This window comes from Bifidobacterium biavatii DSM 23969 (assembly GCF_000741165.1).
GTDB classification, from domain to species: domain Bacteria; phylum Actinomycetota; class Actinomycetes; order Actinomycetales; family Bifidobacteriaceae; genus Bifidobacterium; species Bifidobacterium biavatii.
Genome location: NZ_JGYN01000038.1, coordinates 1 through 24,318, shown reverse-complemented (window position 1 = coordinate 24,318; position 24,318 = coordinate 1). Strand labels below are relative to the sequence as shown.

General features: G+C 63.3%; 19 protein-coding genes and 1 pseudogene. 6 read left to right on the top strand and 14 right to left on the bottom strand.

The window, feature by feature from the left end:
- The 3 genes from BBIA_RS11955 to BBIA_RS11945 form a co-directional block, all read right to left on the bottom strand.
- Positions 1–752 (bottom strand): NADP(+)-dependent, decarboxylating phosphogluconate dehydrogenase (locus BBIA_RS11955; RefSeq protein WP_035138447.1); only part of this gene is annotated, 752 nt, incomplete at its 3' end.
- 103 nt (positions 753–855) lie between these two features.
- Positions 856–1,410 carry a gluconokinase gene (locus BBIA_RS11950; protein ID WP_238548519.1) on the bottom strand — a complete coding sequence of 185 codons (555 nt, stop codon included), beginning with the start codon at positions 1,408–1,410 and terminating at the stop codon, positions 856–858.
- A 129-nt stretch (positions 1,411–1,539) separates the two neighbouring features.
- A complete protein-coding gene (locus BBIA_RS11945) occupies positions 1,540–2,964 on the bottom strand; it encodes a GntP family permease (protein WP_033492390.1) in 1,425 nt (474 codons plus the stop codon).
- A 168-nt stretch (positions 2,965–3,132) separates the two neighbouring features.
- On the opposite strand from BBIA_RS11945, the gene BBIA_RS11940 reads away from it, so the two are divergent.
- Complete coding sequence (locus BBIA_RS11940; protein ID WP_051924042.1) at positions 3,133–3,861, top strand: FadR/GntR family transcriptional regulator; 729 nt, start codon at positions 3,133–3,135, stop codon at positions 3,859–3,861.
- A gap of 110 nt (positions 3,862–3,971) precedes the next feature.
- Here BBIA_RS11940 and BBIA_RS11935 read toward each other — a convergent pair whose 3' ends face one another.
- The 4 genes from BBIA_RS11935 to BBIA_RS11920 form a co-directional block, all read right to left on the bottom strand.
- A complete protein-coding gene (locus tag BBIA_RS11935; protein WP_033492388.1) occupies positions 3,972–4,454 on the bottom strand; it encodes an S-ribosylhomocysteine lyase in 483 nt (160 codons plus the stop codon).
- Between the two features lie 205 nt (positions 4,455–4,659).
- Positions 4,660–6,672, bottom strand: a complete 2,013-nt coding sequence (locus tag BBIA_RS11930) for a RecQ family ATP-dependent DNA helicase (protein WP_033492531.1) — start codon at positions 6,670–6,672, stop codon at positions 4,660–4,662.
- 54 nt (positions 6,673–6,726) lie between these two features.
- Positions 6,727–7,923, bottom strand: coding sequence for a cystathionine gamma-synthase (locus tag BBIA_RS11925; protein WP_033492387.1), 1,197 nt, complete (start codon positions 7,921–7,923; stop codon positions 6,727–6,729).
- A gap of 179 nt (positions 7,924–8,102) precedes the next feature.
- Entirely contained in the window at positions 8,103–9,128 is a 1,026-nt protein-coding gene (locus tag BBIA_RS11920) for a pyridoxal-phosphate dependent enzyme (RefSeq protein ID WP_033492386.1), read from the bottom strand.
- Positions 9,129–9,769: 641 nt separating this feature from the next.
- On the opposite strand from BBIA_RS11920, the gene BBIA_RS11915 reads away from it, so the two are divergent.
- From BBIA_RS11915 to BBIA_RS11905, 3 genes are all read left to right on the top strand, one after another.
- Entirely contained in the window at positions 9,770–10,384 is a 615-nt protein-coding gene (locus BBIA_RS11915; RefSeq protein WP_033492384.1) for a sugar O-acetyltransferase, read from the top strand.
- A gap of 114 nt (positions 10,385–10,498) precedes the next feature.
- On the top strand, positions 10,499–11,419 hold the full coding sequence (locus BBIA_RS11910; RefSeq protein ID WP_033492382.1) for an alpha/beta hydrolase: 921 nt from the start codon (positions 10,499–10,501) through the stop codon (positions 11,417–11,419).
- A gap of 105 nt (positions 11,420–11,524) precedes the next feature.
- A complete protein-coding gene (locus BBIA_RS11905; protein WP_051924040.1) occupies positions 11,525–12,319 on the top strand; it encodes a GNAT family N-acetyltransferase in 795 nt (264 codons plus the stop codon).
- Between the two features lie 12 nt (positions 12,320–12,331).
- On the opposite strand, the gene BBIA_RS11900 is transcribed toward BBIA_RS11905, so the two are convergent.
- From BBIA_RS11900 to BBIA_RS11865, 7 genes and pseudogenes are all read right to left on the bottom strand, one after another.
- A complete protein-coding gene (locus tag BBIA_RS11900; protein WP_420796704.1) occupies positions 12,332–12,940 on the bottom strand; it encodes a peroxiredoxin in 609 nt (202 codons plus the stop codon).
- 298 nt (positions 12,941–13,238) lie between these two features.
- Positions 13,239–13,646, bottom strand: coding sequence for a GNAT family N-acetyltransferase (locus tag BBIA_RS11895; protein ID WP_033492381.1), 408 nt, complete (start codon positions 13,644–13,646; stop codon positions 13,239–13,241).
- A 287-nt stretch (positions 13,647–13,933) separates the two neighbouring features.
- The gene (locus BBIA_RS11890; RefSeq protein ID WP_033492380.1) at positions 13,934–14,884 is read right to left on the bottom strand and encodes a hypothetical protein; all 951 of its coding nucleotides are present in this window, start codon (positions 14,882–14,884) and stop codon (positions 13,934–13,936) included.
- Between the two features lie 1,239 nt (positions 14,885–16,123).
- A complete protein-coding gene (locus tag BBIA_RS11885; RefSeq protein WP_033492379.1) occupies positions 16,124–17,227 on the bottom strand; it encodes a hypothetical protein in 1,104 nt (367 codons plus the stop codon).
- Positions 17,228–17,603: 376 nt separating this feature from the next.
- Entirely contained in the window at positions 17,604–18,506 is a 903-nt protein-coding gene (locus BBIA_RS11875; RefSeq protein ID WP_081892390.1) for a carbohydrate ABC transporter permease, read from the bottom strand.
- 1 nt (position 18,507) lies between these two features.
- Positions 18,508–19,443 carry a carbohydrate ABC transporter permease gene (locus BBIA_RS11870; protein ID WP_033492377.1) on the bottom strand — a complete coding sequence of 312 codons (936 nt, stop codon included), beginning with the start codon at positions 19,441–19,443 and terminating at the stop codon, positions 18,508–18,510.
- A gap of 235 nt (positions 19,444–19,678) precedes the next feature.
- Positions 19,679–20,974, bottom strand: a pseudogene (locus BBIA_RS11865) (ABC transporter substrate-binding protein).
- A gap of 573 nt (positions 20,975–21,547) precedes the next feature.
- Here BBIA_RS11865 and purF point away from each other — a divergent pair.
- Both purF and purM read left to right on the top strand, forming a co-directional pair.
- On the top strand, positions 21,548–23,053 hold the full coding sequence (purF, locus tag BBIA_RS11860) for an amidophosphoribosyltransferase (protein ID WP_033492375.1): 1,506 nt from the start codon (positions 21,548–21,550) through the stop codon (positions 23,051–23,053).
- A gap of 170 nt (positions 23,054–23,223) precedes the next feature.
- Positions 23,224–24,261, top strand: coding sequence for a phosphoribosylformylglycinamidine cyclo-ligase (gene purM, locus BBIA_RS11855; RefSeq protein ID WP_033492374.1), 1,038 nt, complete (start codon positions 23,224–23,226; stop codon positions 24,259–24,261).
- Positions 24,262–24,318: the final 57 nt, after the last annotated feature.

Here is a 24,318-nt window from a genome sequence, read left to right as displayed (position 1 = left end):
ACGCCGAGTTCGAGCGCCGCCTCGACCATCCAGCGCGCCTCGCCGGACTCGTTGGCCACGGCCGGCACGCCCTTGAGCGACGGATCGTGTTCGGTGGCGTTGTCGAACAGGTCGAGCAGCCAGCTGGCCACCACGGAGCCTTCGCGCCACGAGTCCATCGTGGCGGCCGGGTCGGTCACGTATTCGGAGCGCATCATCGTAGCGAAGCCTTCGCCGAACGCCTGCATCATGCCGTATTCGATGCCGTTGTGCACCATTTTCGCGAAATGGCCGCCGCCGACCGGGCCGGCGTGCACGAGTCCGTAGTCGCCTTCCGGCTTGAGCGACTCGAAGATCGGGCGCACGCGCTCGTAGTCCTTGTCGGAGCCGCCGATCATGAGCGCGTAGCCGCGCGCCTCGCCCCACACGCCGCCGGAGACGCCGCAGTCGAGGAAGCCGATGCCGCGTTCGGCCAGCGCCGCCGCGTGTTCGCGGTCCTCCGTGTACTTGGAGTTGCCGCCGTCGACGACGATGTCGCCGGGGGCGAGCAGTTCGCCGAGCCGCGCGATCGTGGATTCGGTGGGCTTGCCGGCGGGGACCATGACCCACACGACGCGCGGGGCCGCGAGCGCGCCGACGAGCGCTTCGAGCGAGGCGACGTCGCGTCCGGAATCGGGGTTCATGTCGTAGCCGACGATCTCGTGGCCGTGCTCGCGCAGGCGCTTGACCATGTTGCCACCCATACGGCCGAGGCCGATCATTCCCATCTGCATAGTGATTACCTTCTTTGGTGTGATGTTGGTGTGATGTTAGTGCGATGTGTGTTGGCGTGATGTTGGTGTGATGTCGGTTGCGCGGAACGTCTTCGCCGCAGTGCTACAGTCTGAGCGCCCCGGCCACCGCGGCCGCCTCCATGTCGGGCGCGGCCTGGCCGATGTGCACGTTGACGTGCACTTCGTCGTCGCCGGGCTCTTCGAGGATGTCGAACTGGGAGCGGAGCATCTCGGGCTTCATGAAGTGACCTTCGCGGTGCGAGAGGCGCTCCATGACCTCGTCGTACGTGCCCTGCATGTAGACGAACACGACACCGGGGCGGCGCAGTTTGTCGCGATACGCCTTCTTGAGCGCGGAGCAGGTGACGATGGCCGGCTCTCCGGCGGCGATGCGATCGTCGATCCATGCGGCGAGCGAGTCGAGCCACGGCCAGCGGTCCTCGTCGGTGAGCGGGTGACCAGCGGCCATCTTGTCGATGTTGGCCTGCGGGTGAAAGTCGTCGGCTTCGGCGTACTTGATGCCGTAATGGTCGGTCAGGTGCTTGGCGACGGTGCTTTTGCCGCAGCCACACACGCCCATGAGGACGATGATCGGCTTGGTTGCGGCGAAGTAGTTCGCGGGGATGGTGTTGGCGGTGATGATGGACGGTGCATTCATGGTTGGTGCCTGATTTCTGCGGTTTGTCGATTGGTACGGATGGTTGGTGTGAACGATTGATGATTGGCGATGGCTAAGCCCGTGTCGGCCGGACGATGTCAGCGTCGGCGATCGCCCGGCCGACGCGCGTCAGACGAGCGGCACGAAGATGCTGCAGATCATGACGAGCGCAAGCACGACGACGGACAGCAGGCATTCGAGTACGGTCCACGTCTTGAACGTTTCGCCGACCTCAAGGCCAAAGTATTCCTTGATGAGCCAGAAGCCCGCGTCGTTGACGTGCGAGAGGAACACGGAGCCGGCGCCGATGGCGATGACGAGCAACGCGATGGCCGGTGCGGTCACGCCCATCTGGTCGACGACCGGGCCGAGGATGCCGGCGGTGGTGATGATCGCGACGGTGGCCGAGCCGGTGGCGACGCGCACGAACGCGGCGATGATCCATGCGAGCAGGAAGATCGAAATGGACGAGCTTTCGACGAACTTGCCGATGACGTCGCCGATGCCGGTGTCGACGAGCACACCCTTGTAGCCGCCGCCCGCGCCGACGATGAGCAGGATGCCGGCGATCGGCGGCAGCGCGGCCTTGAGCGAGTCGTTGACGGACTTCCAGCTCATGTGCGTGGCGCGGCCAAGGACGATCATGGCGAACAGCACGGCGGTGGCGAGCGCGATGGCGGGCTTGCCGAAGAAGGCGAGCACCTGCGCGTAAGGCGCCTTGGAATCGGCCTGATCGGGGGCCGCGATTTCGAAGATCGCGTTGGCGAGCATGAGGATGGCCGGCACGAGGATGCACAGCACGGACAGGCCGAACGGCGGCTTGGCGGCGGTCCTGCCCTGATTGCCGGCGTTGTCCGCATTGTTCGCATCAAAGTTGTCGGGCGCGCCGACGGGCACCCACTGGGCGGCGAACTTGGAGAACAGCGGGCCGACGAGCGCGGCGGTGATGACGGCGATGGGCAGACCGAACATCATGGTCACGCCGACGGAGCCGTTCTTGAAGCAGCTGAGCGCGGCGAGCGGACCGGGCTGCGGCGGCATGCAGGCGTGCATGACAGACAGGCCGGCGAGGGTGGGGATAGCGACGCGCATGAGCGGCAGCTTGGAGCGGCGCGAGATGAGGATGATGACGGGCACGAGCACGACGAGGCCGACCTCGAAGAACATGGGCAGGCCGATGAGCGCGCCGATGAGGGCCATGGTCCACGGGATCATGCGCGTGGAGGTTTTCGACAGGAGCGTGTCGACGATGGAGTCGGCGGCGCCGGTGTCCATAAGCACGCGGCCGAGCATCGCGCCGAGGCCGACGAGAATGCCAACGGAGGCCATGGTGGAGCCGAACGACGTGGAGAAGCTGTCGACGGTGGCGACCGGCCCGTAACCGGAGCCGACGCCGACGACGAGCGCGGAGACGAGCAGGGAAACGAACGGGTGGAGCTTGGCGACGGTGACCAGCAGGATCAGCACGACGATGCTAGCGACCACGCTGATGCCCAGCTGCATGCCGTTGAGCTGCACCGCGGTGCTTGCTTCGGCAAGAATAAGGCCATTCATAGTACTTCTCTTCCTTGAGCTGCGTTATTTGCAATACGTTTCGCTGTATTGCTCTTGTTTTGTATGTTGATATTGAGCATAACGTCGAGTTTTGGATTACGCAATACGTTTACGATTCGGCGTGTCGAATATGTATGCCATAACAGCCATGCGTGCGATACTTGTCCTATGACAAGCGAATCATCCACGGTTTCCAACGAGCAGGCCGACCGCCCGCTGCACGACCGCCTGCTCGACGAATGGGGCACGGCCATCGTCGACGGCGACATTGCCGTCGGCGAGCGTCTTCCCGAACCGGACATGGACGGAGAAACACCGTCGCGCACCGTCACGCGCGAGGCGACGCGCGTGCTCGAGTCAATGGGGCTGGTAAGCGTGCGGCGTAAGGCCGGCGCAACAGTCAACCCGATCGAACAGTGGAACATGTTCGACCCGCAGGTGATCCGCTGGCGGCTCGGTGGCACGCACCGGCTCGACGCGCTGCACGAACTGTCGCAGCTGCGCGCCGCGGTCGAACCCGTGGCGGCGCGTCTGGCCGCCGGCGTGGCCACGCCCGAACAGTGGGCCACGCTCACTGAGGCGGCGATTGGCATGGTCGCCCATTCGGATCACGCCGACGAACAGGACTATCTCGACGCGGACATGCTCTTCCATCGCACTCTGCTCGAAGCGTCCAGCAACCTCATGTTCGCCAAGCTCGGCGATGTGGTCGCCTCCACGCTCGAAGGCCGCACCCGGCACGAGCTCATGCCCTCCACCGCCGACCAGACCGCGCTCAACCTCCACGCCGAGGTCGCGGCCCTGATCCGCAAGGGCGACGGCCCCGCCGCCGAGGACGCCATGCGCCGCATCGTCACCGAAGCCGATGCCGCCGTCACCCGCCTCGCCAAGCGCTAGTCGGTTCCGCACCCCGGCCCTGCGATAGGCATGGAACAACGAAAAAGCCCCTCGCGGAGAGGGGCTGCACGCGCGATTCCGCGCGTCATGAGGTGAGACAAAGCGGCGAATCAGACGAGCTTGCGCTCGAAGGGGTCGGAGCTGATGCCCTTGGCGAGGATGTCCTTGCACCATTCCTTCGCGGTGAACAGGCTGTGGTCACGGTAGTTGCCGCAGCTTTCGATCGTGGTGGCCGGCACGTCGTCCCACGTGGCCTGGTAGGCGATGAACTCGAGCGACTCCTTGAGCGCCTTGGCCACGGATTCGGTCGAATGCGTGCCCCACGTCAGCAGGTGGAAGCCGGTGCGGCAGCCGAACGGCGAGCAGTCGATGTAGCCGGGGATGCGCTCGCGCAGCAGCACGGCGATCGTGTGCTCGATCGTGTGCAGGCCGCCGGTCGGGATCGCGTTCTCGTTCGGCTGGACGAGACGCAGGTCGTAGTTCGAGATCACGTCGCCGTGGGGGCCGGTCTGCGTGTCGATGTAGCGCACGTACGGCGCCTTCACCTTGGTGTGGTCGAGCTGGAAGCTTTCGACGACTGGCTTGTCTGCCATAATGTCCTCCTTGGGAATTGCCGTACAACTTGTCGTTCTCCATCATAGGGTTCCAACGCGCCCGCCGCCCGGTTTGCCCGCAGGGCGATTCCGGAACGGAACGCATCGGCCGGCCACGGGCCGATGCCGTCGGCGACGCGCATCGCCTCGGACGGACGCAGCGGCAGACACGCCGACGAACCCTTCGGTCGCCGTCATGCCGGACCTACTGCTGGCCGTCGAACTCGGCGATGGCCTGCATGAACCGTTCGCCATACTGGCGCAGCTTGCTCTCGCCCACGCCGTTCACCGACAGGAACTCCTCGTCGTCGGTCGGCTTGACGCGGGCCATATCACGCAGCGTCTTGTCAGAGAACACGATGTACGGCGGCTTGCCGATCTCCTGCGCAATATCGCGGCGCAACGCGCGCAGCCGCTGGAACAGCGCCTCGTCGCCCTCGTCGTCCGGCGTGAACGAGCCGAGCGCGGCACCGGCCGTCGCCATCGCCGAACCACCCGTGCCCGCTTCCCCGGCACGACGGGACGCGCGTTCCTTGCGCTCCACGCGCTTGATCTCATACCGGAAATCGGGCGCGACCGTCTCCGCCGCGCGCACACCGAACCCGACGACCGGCAGACGGCCTTCCGACACGAACAGCAACCCGTCCGTAGTCATCTGGCTCAGCACGTCGCGGATCCTCGCCTCAGGCGTCTCGCGCAGCCGGCCGTAGCTCGGGCAGCGATCCAAGCCGCGCGACAATACGTCCTGCGCACGCGAACCACGCAACACGGCCACAATCTTGCCCGAACCAAGCCCCGCCCGCATCGGCGCGCGCGACGGACGGTTCTGATCGTCCCAGTCGTACATCACGTCGTGCACGCAGCGGCTGATCGCACGGGCCGTATCAGTCACATCGATCGTCTCGAATGTGCTGTCGCAGTTCGCGCAGCCGCCTACGCACTTGCCTCCGGGCGTGCCGTCGCGGCCGATCAGCGGCGCGGTTTCGCCGAAATAGCGCGTCATGTACAGGTGCAGGCAGTCGGTGGTACGGCAGTAGCCGATCATGCCGTCGAGTAGGCGTCGCTTCGACATGCGCACGACCTCCTGCTCCTCAGGCGTGAGTCGTTCGTTCTCGTAATCATTGTCGAGCAGGCGACGGCGGGTGACGATGTCGGACTCGTTCCACAGCAGCGTGCAGCGACTCGGCTCGCCGTCGCGGCCCGCGCGGCCAGCCTCCTGATAGTAGGCTTCAATCGACTCGGGCATATTGTGGTGGATCACGTAGCGCACGTTCGACTTGTCGATGCCCATACCGAACGCATTCGTGGCTACAACGACTGGCACACGGTCGGTGACGAAATCGCGCTGGGCGCGTTCGCGCACGTCCGGTGCCATGCCGCCGTGGTAGGCGACGGCGACCGGGCCGGCGGCCTGTGCGGCTCCGGCCGAGGCGCCGCGCAATGCCGGAACCACGCGGTTGAGCGATTCGGCGAGCGCCTCCGTCTCCTTGCGCGTGGCGCAGTAGACGATGCCGGACTCGTCGGGGTGCGCGGCCACATAGCCGGCCACCCAGCTGGCCTTGCGCTTGGTTTCGAGCTTGATGACGTCGAAGTACAGGTTCTCGCGGTCGAATCCGGTGACGGCGACCATCGGATCGCGCAGGCCGAGAATGTGCACGATGTCGCGGCGCACGCGTTCGGTGGCGGTGGCGGTGAACGCGGCGACGATCGGGCGCGAGGGCAGAGCGGCGATGAATTCGCCGATACCGAGATATGAGGAACGGAAATCCTGACCCCATTGGGAGACGCAGTGGGCTTCGTCCACGGCGACCAGCGAGATGGGCGTGTGGGCGGCAAACGAACGGAAACGGTCGGTTTCGAGGCGTTCGGGGGCCACGTACAGGAGTTTGACGTCGCCGCGGGCGGCTTGGGCGAGCACCATGGATTGTTCGTCGCCGCTTTGCGTGGTGTTGACGAACGCAGCGGGGATGCCGGCGTCGTTGAGTCCGTCGACCTGGTCGCGCATCAGGGAGATGAGCGGGGAGACAACCACGGTGACGCCGCGCAGCAGCATGGCGGGAATCTGGTAGCACACGGATTTGCCGGCGCCGGTGGGCATGACGCCGAGCACGTCGCGGCCCGAGAGGATCGCATCCACGAGGCCGGATTGGCCGGGCCGGAACGAATCGTAGCCAAAATATCGTCTGAGCGCGTCCAGCGCCGCCGCGCTGCCTGTCACGTTGCCCGTCGCGTTGTCTGTCATGTCTCCCCAGTGTAGGCGATCATGGCCGCGTCAGATGGCCTTGAACGCCTGATCAAGGTCCGCGATCAGGTCGTCGGCGTCCTCAAGGCCCACAGACAGGCGAATCAGGTTCGCCGGCACCTCGAGCGTGGTGCCTGCCACCGAGGCGTGGGTCATCGCGCCCGGATGTTCGATGAGCGATTCGACGCCGCCGAGCGATTCCGCGAGCGTGAACACCTGCGTGGCCCCGGCGAAGCGTTTCGCCGCCTCAAATCCCGCGGCGATCTGCACGGAGACCATGCCGCCGAACCCGCCGTGCATCTGCCGCGCGGCGATCTCGTGCCCCGGATGCGATGCAAGGCCCGGATACCACACGCGTTCCACCAGATCGGCCGGCAGCGATTCAAGCCACTGCGCCACCTTGAGCGCGTTGCGGCTGTGCTGCTTCACGCGCAGGTCGAGCGTCTTGAGCCCGCGGATGTCGAGCCACGAGTCGAACGGCGAGGGCACGGCGCCGGCCGCGTTCTGCAGGAACGCCACTTGTTCGCGCACGTCGCCGTCGTTGAGCAGCACCGCGCCGCCGACCACGTCGGAATGCCCGCCGATGTACTTAGTGGTCGAGTACACGACCGCGTCCGCGCCGTCGTCGAGCGGATGCTGCAACACCGGCGAGGCGAACGTGTTATCGACCACGATCTTGGTGCCGTGCGCGTGGGCGAGAGCCGCCGTGGCCGCGATGTCGGTGATACCGAGCATCGGATTGGACGGGGTTTCGATCCAGATATAACGGTAATGTCCGTTCGGATGGGCGGCGAGCGCGGCGGCGACCGCGGCCTGGTCGGTCACGTCGACCACGTCGAGTCCGATGCCCCACGGCACGAACACTTTGGCGAGGAGCCGGTAGGTGCCGCCGTACACGTCGTTGCCGAGGAGGATGTTGTCGCCGGGGCGCAAGGTGGCGCGCAGCAGCACGTCGATGGCGGCGAGCCCGGAGGAGAAGGAGAGCGCGTACTTCGCGCCTTCGACGGAGGCGAGCTGCGCGTCGAAGCTGTTGCGCGTGGGGTTGACGGAACGGCTGTAGTCGTAGCCGTGGCGCAGGCCACCGACGCCGTCCTGCTTGAACGTGGAGGTCATGTAGATGGGTGTGACGACGGCGCCGGTGGTCGGGTCGGGTTCCTGCCCGGCGTGGATGGCGCGGGTGGAGAGCGCAGTTGCGGCGAGTGCGTTGGCGTTGGTGGAAATGGTCATGATTTGGTTCCTTTGCTGAATTGCTGTTGTTGGACTGATTGTTGGTTGCTGAGCTGCCGGATGATGGCTTGTCGATGGTTGAGTTGTGGATCGTTGGATTATCGCGGGATTGTCGAATTGGACGATTGCTGATGGCCGTGTCGGCTCGTGCCCATCCGAGTCGCGAGGAACGGACGCGGTCACAGGTATTCGTCGACGAGCGACGGCTTGCCGGTCCGCTCGACCACGTCGCCATAGCCGTTTTCGCGCATCCAGTCGTCGTTGAAGATCTTTTCGAGATACCCGCGCCCGGAGTCGGGCAGCAGCACGACGACGAGCTGGTTTTCGTCGAGTTCGTGCTCCTTCGCGTATCGGATCGCCGCGGCGACGGCCATGCCGGACGAACCACCGACGAGCAGGCTTTCCTCGGCGGCGAGCCGGCGCGTCGCCTCGAACGCCTCCGCGTCGCCGATCTGCACGATTTCGTCGACGATGTCACGGTCGAACGCCTTGGGATAGAAGTCTTCGCCGACACCTTCGATGTCGTACTGGTGCACGTCGGCAGTCTTGTCCGCGGCCGAGTAGATGGAGCCTTCGGGATCGGCGCCGACGACGCGCACGCGTCTGTTGGAGATTTCCTTGAGGTAGCGTCCGGTACCGGAAATGGTGCCGCCGGTGCCGATGCCGGCCACGAAGTGCGTGATGGCATGGTCAGTAGCGTCCCAGATTTCGGGCCCGGTGGTGTAGTAGTGGCTGAGCGGCCCGTTGGGGTTGTCGTACTGGTTGGGCCGGAACGCGCCGGGGATTTTCTTGGCGAGCTGTTCGGCCACGTCGTAGTAGGAGCGCGGATCGCCGGGGCCCGCGTCGGTGGGGGTCACCACGACTTCGGCCCCGTAGGCGCGCAGGACGGCGCGCTTGGCTTCAGAGACCTTGTCCGGCATGGTGAAGATGGCCCGGTAGCCGCGCTGTTGGGCGACCATGGCGAGTCCGACGCCCGTGTTGCCGGAGGTCGGTTCGACGATGACGCCGCCGGGTTCGAGTTGGCCGAAGTGTTCGGCCGCGTCGATGATGCGCGCGGCGATGCGGTCCTTGGACGAGCCGCCGGGGTTGAGGTATTCGATTTTCGCCGCGATGGTCGCCTTGACGCCGGCCGCCTGCGGGAGTCGGTTGAGCTTGACGAGCGGGGTGCCGCCGATGAGTTCAGAAATGCTGTTGTGGATGGTCATGGTTGGTCTCGTTTCCTGCGTGTTCGTATGTTTCGTCTGTCGGGTGTGCGTTTGTTTTGCGATGATTGCGATCGATGATGATCGCCGATCGATTGATGCGATGATGCAGACGATTGCGCCCGACGCGCATGGTGTTGAAACGAGATTCTGGAATGGTTGTCGATGATTGCCGGGACGAGCATGCGATCCACCCGCCGTCCGATGGCCGGAGTTTTCGCCGTGCTCTTTTATCGGCAAACCGTTGCGCGGGATGCTCGAAAATGAGCAGAGGACCCGGCAATGCCGATAATGATGGAAACGTCATCCGTGAGGCTGTGCGGATTGCAATCCAAGAAAAACCATGAATCCTATCTCAAGTTATGCGTTGTCGCCCGCTCGCCTGCACCCGCTTCGGGAGGCGTCGGTTTCAGCGACAACAACACATGAGATACGTCATGTCCACAAACCATACCAGCACCCCGGACAACGCCACACAATGTCTCATATAGTGAGCAGCTTCGCATCGAATCCACACATACGGAAGCCATGCGCGCAACGTGGATTCCACACGGTAGACGACGGCAACTATGCTGGTGTTTACGCAACCAAAACAAGCAAATCTAATGCGGAATCAAACGCGACGACCCACAACGAGGTGACCGATGACCGTTCCCCAACGCGTGCTCGACCTGATGCACTCCCCCGGCGTGTATTTCTGCGGCGATCCGGAGATGGACCAGGCCCAGCGCGAACAGCTCGACCTGCTCTACGACATCAACCAGACCCGCCAAAGCGACCCGAAACGGCGCGAACTGCTCAGCCGATTCTTCGCCGAAACCGGCGACGGCCTGTACATCGAATCGCCGCTGCACGCCAACTGGGGTTGCTCGACGCACTGGGGCTCCGGCTGCTACGCGAACTTCAACCTCACGCTCGTCGACGACGGCGAGATCTTCATCGGCGATCACACGCTCATCGGCCCGAACGTGACGCTCGTGACCACCGGCCACCCGATCCGCCCCGACCTGCGCGAACGGTACGCACAGTTCTCCGAACCGATCCACATCGGCCGCAACGTGTGGATCGGCGCGAACGTGACCGTCCTGCCGGGCGTCACCATCGGCGACAACACGGTGATCGGCGCGTGCAGCCTCGTCACCAAGGACATTCCGGCGAGCGTCGTCGCGATCGGCCAGCCGGCACGCGTGCTGCGCGAGATCAACGACCACGACCGCGACTACTACTGGCGCGACCGGCGCATCCCCGCCGGCATCTGACGACCGCCGACGATCCGCGCGGCCCATCTCGCACACGACTCACCATAACCGACTACAACGGTAGGCGGAACCAACCATCCTCGCATCAACGCATCAGCACAAAAGGGGCAGCACATGACCGACAGCAACGCAACCAACGCAACGAACACCATCCACATCCCGCACAATCCGCACCGGCTCGGACTGGCCAGCGTGGCCCGCGACGTGGCGTACAAGACGGGCGCGGACCGGCTCGTCATGGACATCATCGCGCCGCAAAGCTACGGCGACGGGGACGACCGGCGCTGGCCGACCGTCGTATTCGTGCAAGGCAGCGCATGGACCACGCCGGACCGCGACTACGAGATGCCACAGCTGGCCGGACTCGCACGGCGCGGCTACGTGGTCGCCACGGTGAACCACCGCGACGCGACGCGCAACGGCAAGTACACGTTCCCCGCGTATCTCGAGGACGTGAAGGCGGCGATCCGCTACCTGCGCGCGAACGCGGCGCAATGGCACGTCGATCCGGACCGACTCGGCATCTGGGGCACGTCGTCCGGCGGCAACACGTCGCTGCTGGTCGGGCTCACAGCAGACGATCCGCGCTACGAGGACGGCACGTGGACCGACGTGAGCGACCGGGTCGATTTCGTGGTCAGCTGCTTCCCGCCGACCGACATGACGGAGGCGATCGACGCGTTCGGCCACGAGGACAACCCGTTCCGCATCTACTATTACGGCCCGTTCGCGGCCGTGGTGGGCGCGACGCCGGCGACCGGCATCAGCGACGAGGTGCGCTCGCGCGCGGCGGAGATGAGCCCGTACCTGCGCGTCGAAGACGGTCGCGACTATCCGCCAACGCTGCTGCTGCACGGCACGGCCGACACGGTGGTGCCGTACCACCAGTCGGTCAAGATGCGCGACCGGCTCGTTGAGCACGGCTATGACGCGCGGCTCGTGCTCGTGGACGACGCCGAACACGAGAACGATTTCTGGAGCCAGGACGTGCTCGACGTGATCTTCCGCTTCATCGACGAGCAGGTCGCCCGCTGACTGTCGCCTGCGGCAGCCAGCATTTCCCGGCTTGACGGCCCATCACGCACCAACAATCTCTACGGTTTCGCTTTGGTTTCGCCGGCTGGGCCTATGGTGGGAGGCATGAGCGATTCCGTGCGATTGCGCCCGTTGCGGCGCGGCGATTATCCCGCGTTGGTCGATCTGATGCGCCGGCTGTGGTACGACGACGTCGCAGATCCCGATCATGCGTTGCGTCTGGCCGAGGCCGATTTCGAACTGTGTCTGTCGCGTTCAACGACGGCGACGGTTGCCGATCTGCACGGCCGCGCGGTCGGCGTGATTCTGGGCCGTATCGACGATCCTCGCGCGAAACGATTGAGCAAACGCTGGCGTCCGCTGATCTGCAACCGGCATCGCCGGCGCGCAATCGGCGTGCTGCTGCCGCTGCTGTTTTCGCGCGAGGGGCGCGAAGGCATCCATGAGATGCGCGACATCGCGCGCATCGACGACTGGCTGATCTGGAAAGTGGGCCGGCGCGACCCGGCCGAGGTGACGCTGTTCATTCTCGACGGCGCGGTGCATGGGCAGGGCGTGGGCCGTCGCCTGTTCGACCATATGCTCGCCGAATTCCGCGCGGCCGGCGTGGAACGCTATTTTCTGTTCACCGACACCACGTGTAACGTCGGTTTCTACGATCACCGCCACCTGCGCCGCCGCGCCGCATACGTGGTCCGTCACGGCGAAGACGCGGGCATCAGCTTCTTCCTGTACGAGGGTCACCAGCCGGACTCACGACAGGCCGCGCATATCGCAAAGCCAAAACGCACCTTGCGAACCCTTGCCGCCGAATTGCGGTCTTCACGCATCGAGAAGAAGACAGCCACCCAACAGGATGCAGCGGAACAGGCCCGCCGAGAAGCGGATACAACACGCTAGTACTTTGTGACGCTAATCGAGCTTGGCGAGCGCCTTCATCAGCGACTCGACGTGGCCTTTGGCGCGCACGTTGTAGCGCGCGAGCAGGATGCGCCCGTCCGTGCCGATCGCGAACGTCGAGCGCAGCACGCCGACGTGCGTTTTGCCGTACAGTTTCTTCTCGCCGTACGCGCCGTATACCTTGTGCGCCGCGAGATCGGGATCGGACAGGAGCGGGAAGGGCAGATGGTCGCGTTCGGCGAATCTGCGCAGTTTGTCGATCGGATCCTTGGATACGCCGATCACCGTGTATCCGAGCGTGCCAAGCCGGGCGATATTGTCGCGGAAATCGCATGCTTCGGTCGTGCAGCCGGGCGTCATCGCGGCCGGATAAAAGTACAGGATCACGCGTGCGCCGCGCGACGTCAGCTCGGACAGCGTCACGGTCGTTTCGCAGTGCGTTCCGTCCGTCGCATGATCCTCCGCGGCCGTCGTCATGGCGGAATCAACCGCGGTTACGATCGCCGGCAACGTGAAATCGGGCGCGATCTGCCCCGACTCAAGCCGCTGCGGCAATGCCGTTCCCGACTGTGACGACTCATCCACATCCGACCCTGCACCAACCATAGGCTCGGTCATCATCCCAACCTCCGTTCCCGATCGTCCATGCTGTCAATCCTACCTTCGACCGCGTCCCGCCCCTGTCTCTTGGCTGTCAAACCTCGAACGTCAAGGGATACGAGGCATTCGACCGCCTAGCAAAGAAAGGTTTGGCCGGAAGTCCATTCGCGACACGCACGGAAGCCGGTGGCACCGGCAGAGACGCAGGCAGCTCGTCCTTCCGCTTCATCGGTCCTCAACGACAGCGGAACACCAGCTCGGATTCGGTCCGGACAGTGCGTTCGCCGCAGTTACCGCATGTCGTCGCCCGGGGCACCCGTCACCAGTTCGGGTTAACGGTCTGCATGGCGACGCCGTCGGTCATCACACGGAAGCCGAACCGCTCGTAGAACGCGGCGTTCTTGCTTTCCTCCGGCATGACTTCGACGTAGAAATAGTCGCAGTATTTCTCCTGGATCATGCGCACCATGTGCCCGGCGATGCCGTGCCCCTGATACTCCGGGTCGACCAGCACATAATGCACGTACGCGAGCATCGCGCCGTCGTCGAGCGCACGCACGAGCCCGACCAAACGATCGCCGTCCCATGCCGTGATCACCGTGGACGATCCCATCAGCGCGCGATGCAACTGCTCCGGATACTCGCCCGACACCCAGCCGACCGACCGAAACAGCTTCTGCACCTGCTCCTGCGTGAACTTCCGCTCCTCGGTGTACTCGATGGTCATGCTTCTCCCCTCTTGCCGGCAGTTCCAGCGACTTGCCCCGCACATGCACGGATGCGCGATTTCATATGCGACCTCCGTATGTGGCCTTCATACGCTATCTCCGTATGCGACCCATTGAATGATCCTGACCGTCCAATGTTCGCAGACACCAGTCAACCCGTTTCATCCGCGTCAGATTCCCCCGATTCCGATCCTTGAGATGGAACACACGATGGGGAGAACGGGCAAACGCCATACGCCGCAACGATCTCCTCAGGTAATGCCATCGGACACATCACCGGCACCCGTCACCGATTCCGCGGGACACCGGCCCGTTGCAGTTCATCGATCAGCGGCGTCACCTGCACGACCTGTTCAAACGTGCATCGGACAATGGTCGTCACACGAGCCCGGCGCAACGCAGCCTCGCGTTCCCGTTCCGCAAGGACGACCCCTTGTATGCTACGCCGATCCGTCATCGACGGATTGACATACTTGTCCACTCCATCGAACTCCGCCACGATGATCCGACCATCAGCGAGACGCCATGCAAAATCGACGCGATACGATTTGCCGGTCTGCGGGTCGACAAACGTCACCTGAATTTCCGGAACCATGAAACCGGAATCGACGATCGTGCCGCGCATCAGCGACTCGCCTCCGTTCTCACTGCGCGGATCCGCGTAATGAAGTGCTCGAAACACCGGCAGGCAATTCCTGTGCAACGCACCGCACACCGTCAGTATATCGCGTCTCGACACACCCTGTGCAAGCGCGGAATCGACGATGGGCATCGCGTAGCGGAATTCCAGCATCATGCAACAATCCACCACGGTTCGCGCCTTGTCGGTAACCGTTATGCCGCTTGCCGATTCGGTCGCACACCCCGGAGCATAAATCCGCCGCACGCCTGTTTCGCGCAGAGGCGTGCTTCTGTTCGGAGAGGCAATGTCGACAGGCCCGTCGTGCAAGGACCACTGATGTTCAAAACCATGGGCGGCGGCGGCAACCACGCCGGCGAATATCCAATCGGGATGACGCGCTCCGATGGTTCTGGCGATGTGCAGGGAACGCTCGGGCGGCTGCAAGGATTCCCAATAGGCGGGATCGACGTACGCATTGGGGAATACACGCATCAGAATTCCGGCTTTGGCGCGACGGTCCAATGCGGCGCATGCCGCTTTGCCGGTTCCATAGGCGCATCGGCGTTCGCGTTTCGCCACGTCAAGCAAGGCTTCGACGGTTTTGTGTCGTCTCATGGGAGAGACCATACGACAATCAGGCTCGACGCCGTGAGAAAAACAGGGTATGTGGTCGAAAGGTCCGGTTTCGGGCGTGTTGTGGATAACTCGGGCTGTAGCTCAATCGGTTCGCGGTCCAGGCCGCCATTCACTTCGCGACTCATGTCACAGCTCGCGACACGATGGCATCACAATTCGCGTCACGACTCGCGTCCGATTCGGAACGGAGAAAAGGCCAGAATTTCTGGGTGCGCAGAGACGGGGAAGGATTCCACGGCTAGATACCACGACTAGATACCGATCACTCGCGAATACTGGCTCCCTATGGCGATTCCACAATACTTGGCGCAGCAAAAACGACAGACATTCGACAAACACCCACGCTACCGGCATCCCCAGCGCAGCAATCAGGCAAAGATCTAACCAACCCACCACGCTGACAGCGCTCAGCGAAGCAAAACTGACAGATGCTTGACAAACACCTGCGCGTAAGATGTCCTCAGCGAGGCAGGATGATGACGAACTAGTCAACTTGCCACGCAGGAAGCCTCTAGCGAGGTGAAAACGACAGATGTTCGACAAATACCTACGCATAAGATGCTCTCAACGAAGCAGGAAAGCGGACATCTAACCGATCTGCCACGCAAAGAACTTCCCGCGCAGCGAAAATGCCAGGCCTCCGACAAATACCCACGCCAACAGCGTTCCTCGCGCAGCAAGAAAGCATCCCTCTAACCGATCCACCACGCAAAAGACCTCCTACGCAGCAAAAATGCCAGATCTCCGACAAACATCTGCGCGAAAGACGTTCTCATCATGGCAGCATTACGACGATCTAACCGATCCACCACACAAAAACCTCTAGCGAGATAAAAACGACAGATGTCCGACCAATACCCACACCAGCAGTGTTCCCCATGCAGCAAGAAAGCGGACATCTAACCGATCCGCCACGCAAAAAGGCCACTCTCGCGGCACAAGCAACAGAACATCGAAGCACCCATGCAAAAGGCCCATTCAGCGCAGCAAGATCAAGAAAATCCAGTCAAACCGCCATGCAACACGATCGACAAGCAGCACCAAGCGCGGAACATCCCCCGTTGACGCCATCCAGCTGGCGAAGAAGCTGAAACATGCATTCGCGCTTTTTGCCATTGGTTCTCGCGGACCGAGAACACGACCGAACAGTCAAGTGGTCTAGCAGCCAAGCCGCCGAGCAACCAAACGACCGGACGGCCAAGCAACCGAGCCACCGCGCTATTGACGCCATTCGGTGGTGCCTTTGAGGAAGCCGGAGATGCCGGAGGAGGCGGGCGCGACTTGGTACATGGCGATGATACGGTCGTCGCGGGATTCGGCGGCGAGCGCGGAGAACATGAGCTGGGCCTGCCAGCGGGAGGCGCCCCACACGAGGTACCACAGCACGCCGGTGCCGAGCACGGCCACGGGCACGAACCAGCGGAACAGCGCGTAGCCGTAGGCTACAAGCGCGACCGCAGTGATCAACAGAATATACAGCCGCCGCACGCTCAGCAGCGCGGAGTTCTTGAGCACGGACAGGTACTTCGCCTTGGGGTACTCGACGATGAGCACCATCGAGATCGAGAACGCGGCGAACACGAACAGCAGCACGACGGCGAGCGCCGGCACGACGTACACGCCCCACGGCATCTGCGCGAGCAGGAGGATGTCGTATCCGAGCGCGAATGCGACGATCGCGAACGTGCAGCCCTGCGCCCATGCACGGAGGCAGAGTGCGCGATAGGCGGCGAAGTACGGCTTGAAGAAGGCGACCGCGACGTCCTGCCGCACGTACGGCATGGCGATCCAGTCGGGCAGGAATGCGGCCGTGTTGCCGTGAGGACCGCGGGAAGCGGATGATGAACGGCCAGATGACGAACGACCGGATGAAGAACGGCCGTCCTGTTGCGTGAAGGCAGTGCGATCGCCGCCGTTGCGGGAACCGGTCGACGCATTCGACGCAGCGCCGAATGCTGGGGAATTCACCGCCGACGCGGTTGACGCCGACGCGGTTGCCGTCCCGTCGCCGGATTCGGTCATGAGTTTGATGCGTACGCGCGAGGCGTGCGACGAGAGTGCGGGATGGTCGCGGAACATGGCGTACAGCGCGGCGACGGCGGGCGCCGACAGTGCCCCGACGGCCAGATACAGCGGCCAGTAGTTGAGATCGTTGACGACAAGCGCGACGATGACGAGCGGCAGGGATGCGATGAGGCTGCAGATGCCGGCCAGCAGGATCACGGTGACGGAGTTGACGATGCGCATGAACGCGTCGGCCTGGAACCATTTGTTGGTCGCGTCGGGCGAGGCGTTGTTGTTGCTTTTGTCTTCGCTGCTCATGGTTTCCACCTTACAGTCGTCGATTCTTCAAGAACATCAAATCTCGGAACTTCACAATACGCAGCCGGCCCCGTTTCGCGCCACTTCGCGCCGCTTCACAACACGGAGCGTGACCGGGAGCGGATCAAATAACATGACCAAATTCCTGAATCGTTGGAAAATAAGGGTTTTACGGGATCAACATTGTGTTGCGCCCGCTCCCAGTCACGCGCCGCGGCACTGTACCAACCCGCATGGCGATATGCATGGCGGCGTGCATGGCAACGTGTGACGAGCCCGCGGAATATCAAAAAGTGGTCCGCGCGGCTACAGGCACGCCGTGCGGACCACAGGATGAGTGCGGCGCGGAAAGGAGCGTCCGCGCCGCGGTGGGACATCAGCCCTTCATGCCGGAGGTCGCGATGCCTTCGATGAACTGCTTCTGACCGATGAGGAACACGACCAGGATCGGCAGGATCGAGAGCACGGAGCCGGTCATGATCATCGCATAGTCGGCGTTGAACTGGCTGATGAAGGTTTTCAGACCAAGCTGGATGGTCTGCAGGTTCTGGCTGCGCAGGTAGATGAGCGGGCCCATGTAGTCGTTCCACGTGTTGGTGAACGTGATGATGCCGAGGGCGGCGATGGACGGTCCGGACAGCGGCAGCACGATGCGCGAGTAGATGCCGAATTCGCTCAGGCCGTCGAGTCGGGCGGCTTCGGCGAGCTCTTCGGGGATCGTGTCGTAGAACTGCTTCATCATGAACACGCCGAACGCACCGAACGCCTGCAGCAGGACGATGGACCAACGGGTGTCGACCAGGCCCCAGCTGGAGAGCATTTTGAACTGCGGGATCATGTAGGACTGCCACGGCACGGCCATGGTGGCGATGTAGACGAGGAACAGCGCGTTGCGTCCGGCGAACTTGATGCGGGAGAAGCCGTAGGCGGCGAACGAGCCGGTGAACACCTGCAGGAAGGTCACGATGATCGCGAAGAACACGGTGTTGCCGACCCACAGCAGCATGTCGGACTTGGTCCAAATGTTGATGTAGTTCTCGAAGTGCCAGACGCTCGGCAGCCACTTGAACGGCACCATGAACACTTCGTTGTTCGGCTTGACCGAGGCGAGAAGCATCCAGATGAACGGCAGCAGCGTGAACGCGGCGATGGCGATCATGGCCACGTAGCCGATGACGGTGCCGATGATCTTGGCGGGGCTGACGGGCTTCTTGTTGAACGGGATGTCGGCGGAAGGAGACTTGGCTCCCGCGGCCGGGGTGATGCTTGCGGCGGTCATCTTACTTCTCCTTCTTGTTGTTGTACCAGAACTGGATGAGGGTCACGATCATGCACAGCGCGAACAGCACGAGCGAGACGGTGCCGGAGTAGCCGAAGTCGGAGCGGGTGAAGGCCACGTTGTACACGTACTGGGCGAGCATGAGGGTCGAGGTGCCCGGGCCGCCGTTGGTCATGACGAGCGTCAGGTCGAGGATCTTGAAGGACTGGATGGTCAGGGTGACGAGCACGAAGAAGAGGGTCGGTCGCATGCACGGGACGGTGATCTTCCAGAACTGCTGCCAGCCGTTCGCACCGTCGATGGACGCCGCTTCGTACAGTTCACCCGGGATGGTCTGCAGGCCGGCGAGGATGAGGATCATGAAGTAGCCGACCTCGCGCCACGTGGCCACGATGATGACCGCGACCATGGCCCACTTGGTGGAGCCCATCCAAGCCGGGGCCCAGCCGCCGGTGAAGATCTTGATGATCTGGTTGATCACGCCGCTCTTGGCGTCGAACAGCATGTTCCACACCTGCGCCGCGGCGACGATGGAGGTGATGTACGGAAAGAACGCGACGGTGCGGAAGAACGCGCGTCCCTTGAGCTGCGTGTTGAGCAGCACGGCCAGTGCGAACGCGATGGCGAGGGTGAGCGGAATGTGCACGACCGAGTAGACGATGGTGTTGATGAACGACGCCGTGAAGTTCGAGTCGTGCGACAGTCGACGCCAGTTGGTCAGGCCGTTGAACACCGGGTCGCCGAATGCGCTCCACTTGGAGAAGCCGATGTAGAACAGCTGGATGACCGGGATGAGGATGAGGACGAGGAAGCCGATGAAGTTCGGCGCGATGAAGATGAGTCCGTTCAGCAGATTGCGTCGACCGATGGCCTTGTTGGCCTTGCTGTGATCGGGTGGCGCGACGGCCGTTTTTGCAGCTGAGTTAGCCTGTGTCATCGCTGCAACTCTCCTTTGATTGAAAGCGGTGGTTGTGTTGCCGGCGGCGGACCGCGATGCCCGCGTGCCGGAAGTGTGGAAAATGATGGTTGGCATGCAAAAACGGGGGCGGAGTCCGTGCGGATACGGTCCCGGCCCCCGTTTGCCTGTGCCAGTGCCGATCAGTGCCGATCGGCTGGTGTGTCAGATGATGATTTCAGCGTTGCTGTTCCGGTCCTGCTTCGACCGGTCTGGCTCACTGCTGGAGGACGCCCTGGTCCTTGATGTCCTGCGTGCCCTTGGCGATCGCGTCGTCGATGGAGCTGGTGCCGGACATGATGCCCGAGTGGACGACGGTGTTGAGCACGTCCTGGATGGTGTCGGTGCCGGCGCCGACCGGGTTCTCCGGGTTGGTCTTGTGCTCGGTCCAGGCCTTCTTGGACAGATCGTCGTTGGCCATGCCGTCGGTGGAGAAGTAGGTGTCGGCGACGGAGTCGGAGAAGTAGGCCGGGGTGGTGCCGATCTTGGCGAGCGCCTCGGAGCCCTTCTCACCGGAGGCCCACTTGACGAATTCCTTGGCGGCGGCGAGCTTCTGGCCGGAGATGTTGGAAGAGACGGCAAGGCCGGTCGGATCGGCGAAGGTGACGGTCTGGTCGGTCTTTTCGTCCGGGTTCTGCGGGATCGGAGCCATGCCCCAGTTGAAGGTGTCGGCGTCGCCGGACTTCTGCTGGCTGACGAGCGTGGCGGCGAACCAGGTGCCCATCGGCAGCATGGCGGCCTTCTGGGTACCGAACTGGGCCTGGTACTGGACCTTGGTGGAGTTCACGGTGTTCCAGTCGATGGTCAGGCCTTCCTTCTGCCACTTGAGCGCACGCTCATAGTAGGGCTTAAGGTAGCTGTAGTCGCCCTTGAAGAAGTCGTCGTAGGCGCCGTCGGTCTGCGCGACCGCGAAGCCCTGGACGACGGACTGCCAGCCGTGCTGGTACATCGGATAGACAGAGCTGGCGTCGTAGCCGGCCGCGGGCAGCTTCTCCTTGAGTTCCTCGGCGGCCTTGGTGTAGTCGTCCCACGTCCAGGTGCCGTCGGGGGCGGTCACGCCGGCCTTCTCGAACATGTCCTTGTTGTAGAAGAGCACCCAGGAGTCCTGACGGTACGGCATGGCGTAGTACTTGCCGTCCTCGAGCTTGTAGGAGGATACGTCGATGTTCTTGTCGCCGTCGTAGCTGGCCGCGATGTCCGAGAGATCCGCGAGGCCGCCGGATTAGGCTGCGTACGTGTAGTACTTCTGCAGGTTCTTGATCGGGAAGACGTCAGGCTGGCTCTTGCCGGAGATGTCGGAGGTCAGCTGCTTGTCGTAGTCGTCGGCGGAGTACTGCTTGATGTTGACGGTGATGTTCGGGTGGTCCTTCATGAAGCCGTCGGCCAGGGTCTGGAACTCCGGGGTAGTGTCGAGCGACCAGCCGGCGAACGAGATTTCGACCTTGGCGTTTTCGTCGAGCGCCTCGGTCTTGCCGCCGCTGGCGTTGTTGCTGGAACCGCAACCGGACAGCATCATCACGGCCGCGCCGGCAACCGCAGCTGCCTTGAAGAGAGTGTTCTTGTTCATTTCTGCTCCTTTACTGCATGGCGTCTTCACCAAGAGGCGGGTAAGGCGGTCACTCCGTAGTGGCTGTGTTTCCTTCCGCTTGGTTATCATCATACAGCAGCTTCGATCATTTTTGATCTTGATTTGCCAGATTTTGTCTCGCTCGTGATCAATCCGCTCTCTTTGACACGAGCAAACGGGCTCCATCGCCGTGTTAACGATCACATTCTATCACATCACAAACGATCACAATCAATCACCGTGTCGTGTGATCATCATGCGCGCCATCAACGTTCCATGCTCCCCGCGTGGGAATCCCCACACATCGGAACGTAGCCGCCATCATCGGCGACCAACGCATTGCAGGCGTCCATCGCACGGCCGCAACCGAGGGAGCACTCGCAACACAATGGCGTCCGACAATACGGCATCACGCGCGGCACGACACCGAACAAACCCTCCGTGTCGATGTAGCCGCCGATTGATAGGGTTGATCGGTAAGCGAATCCCCGAATCCAATGGTTTGGAAGGAGCTTTGGCTTGTCGGCTGAACTCGAAGATATCCACGAAGAATGCGGAATTTTCGGCGTCTGGGGCCATCCCGACGCCGCCCGTCTGACCTATTTCGGTCTCCACGCGCTCCAGCATCGCGGCCAGGAGGGAGCCGGCATCGTCTCGAACGACAACGGCCACCTCATCGGACACCGCGGACTCGGCCTGCTCACGCAGGTGTTCGGCGACGAGCGCGAAATCGAACGCCTTAAGGGAGACAAGGCGATCGGCCACGTGCGCTACGCCACGGCCGGTTCCGGCACCACCGACAACATCCAGCCGTTCATCTTCCGCTTCCACGACGGCGACATGGCCCTGTGCCACAACGGCAACCTCACCAACTGCCCGTCGCTGCGCCGCGGACTCGAAGACGAAGGCGCGATCTTCCACTCGAACTCCGACACCGAAGTGCTCATGCACCTTATCCGCCGCTCCAGCCAGCCGACCTTCATGGACAAGCTCAAGGAGGCGCTCAACACGGTCCACGGCGGCTTCGCGTACCTGCTCATGACCGAGGACGCGATGATCGGCGCGCTCGACCCGAACGGCTTCCGCCCACTCTCGCTCGGCCGCATGAAGAACGGCGCGTACGTGCTCGCGTCCGAAACCTGCGCGCTCGACGTCGTCGGCGCCGAACTCGTGCGCAACATCCGTCCCGGCGAGATCATCGTCGTCTCCGACCACGGCTACAAGATCGTGCAGTACACCAACAAGACACAGCTGGCGATCTGCTCGATGGAGTTCATCTACTTTGCCCGCCCCGACTCCGACATCTACGGCGTCAACGTGCACTCCGCGCGCAAGCGCATGGGCGCGCGCCTGGCCGCCGAATCGCCGGTCGACGCGGACATGGTCATCGGCGTGCCGAACTCGTCGCTGTCGGCCGCGTCCGGCTACGCGGAGGCCGCGCATCTGCCGAACGAAATGGGCCTGATCAAGAACCAGTACGTCGCGCGCACGTTCATCCAGCCGACGCAGGAACTGCGCGAGCAGGGCGTGCGCATGAAGCTGTCCGCCGTGCGCGGCGTGGTCAAGGGCAAGCGCGTGGTCGTCATCGACGATTCGATCGTGCGCGGCACCACGTCCAAGCGCATCGTGCAGCTGCTCAAGGAGGCCGGCGCGGCCGAAGTGCACATGCGCATCAGCTCGCCGCCGCTCAAGTACCCGTGCTTCTACGGCATCGACATTTCGACCACGCGAGAGCTGATCGCCGGTCACAAGTCGGTCGAGGAGATCCGCGACTACATCGGCGCCGACTCGCTCGCCTTCCTCTCGCTCGAAGGACTCGTCGAATCGATCGGACTCGGCGCGGATGCCCCGTACGGCGGCCTGTGCGTCGCGTACTTCAACGGCGACTATCCGACCGCACTCGACGACTACGAGGCCGACTTCCTCAAGTCGTTGACTCCCGAGGACCGCGTGCGTCTGCCCGAATTCGCGTTGTACAAGAGCAAGTACGAGGGCAACGAGTACACGGTCAAGCCCGCGGAATAACCACACAATACAAAATTTCTCGGCTCCCCCTGTCAGGGGAGCCGTCGAACGTAATGAGCTGAGCTGAGGGGTAGTCAGACGGTTCGACACATGTGACTACCCCTCAGTCAGCTTCGCTGACAGCTCCCCTGACAAGGGGAGCTTGTAGATGGGTCCAAGAAAGGAATGTCATGCCCAAAGCCTATGAGAACGCAGGAGTGAGCGTCGAAGCCGGCTACGAGGTCGTCAAGCGCATCAAGTCGCACGTCGCGCGCACCAACCGTCCGGGCGTGGTCGGCGGCATCGGCGGCTTCGGCGGCCTGTTCGACCTCGCCTCCCTCGGCTACAAGGAGCCGGTGCTCATCTCCGGCACCGACGGCGTGGGCACCAAGCTCGTCGTCGCCAAGCTGGCGAACAAGCACAACACCATCGGCATCGACTGCGTGGCCATGTGCGTCAACGACATCGCCGCGCAGGGCGCCGAACCGCTGTTCTTCCTCGACTACATCGCGTGCGGCAAGAACGATCCGGCGCTGCTCGAGCAGGTCGTCGCGGGCGTCGCGGACGGCTGCGTGCAGGCCGGCGCGGGCCTGATCGGCGGCGAGACGGCTGAAATGCCGGGCATGTACGACGAGGACGAGTACGATCTGGCCGGCTTCGCGGTCGGCGTGGCGGAGAAGTCCGCGATCGTCGACGGCTCCGGCATCACCGACGGCGACGTGCTCATCGGCCTGCCGTCCACCGGCGTGCACTCCAACGGCTTCTCGCTCGTGCGCAAGGCCCTGTTCGAGCAGGCCGGCTACACCGTCGACACCGTGCTGCCGGAACTCGGCGGCGAAAAGCTCGGCGACGTGCTGCTCACCCCGACCAAGATCTACGTGAAGGCCCTCTCCCCGCTGTTCAAGGCGGGCGTGGTCAAGGGTGTCGCGCACATCACCGGCGGCGGCTTCATCGAGAACGTGCCGCGCATGATCCCCGAGGGCCTGGCGGCCGAGATCGAGCTCGGCTCGTGGCCGGTGCTGCCGATCTTCGACGTGCTCGAAAAGGCCGGCGAGATCGACCACATGGAGATGTACAACATCTTCAACATGGGCATCGGCATGGTGCTGGCCGTTCCGGCCGAGCGCGCCGACGAGACGCTCGAGCTGCTCAAGCCCAACGGCGAGGCCGGCTACGTGATCGGCCGCATCACGCCGGACGCCGACGGCACGCAGATCAAGCTCAAGTAAACCCTCCCCCGCTCCCCCCTCTTTGCAATCCTCGGCTCCCCTTGTCAGGGGAGCTGG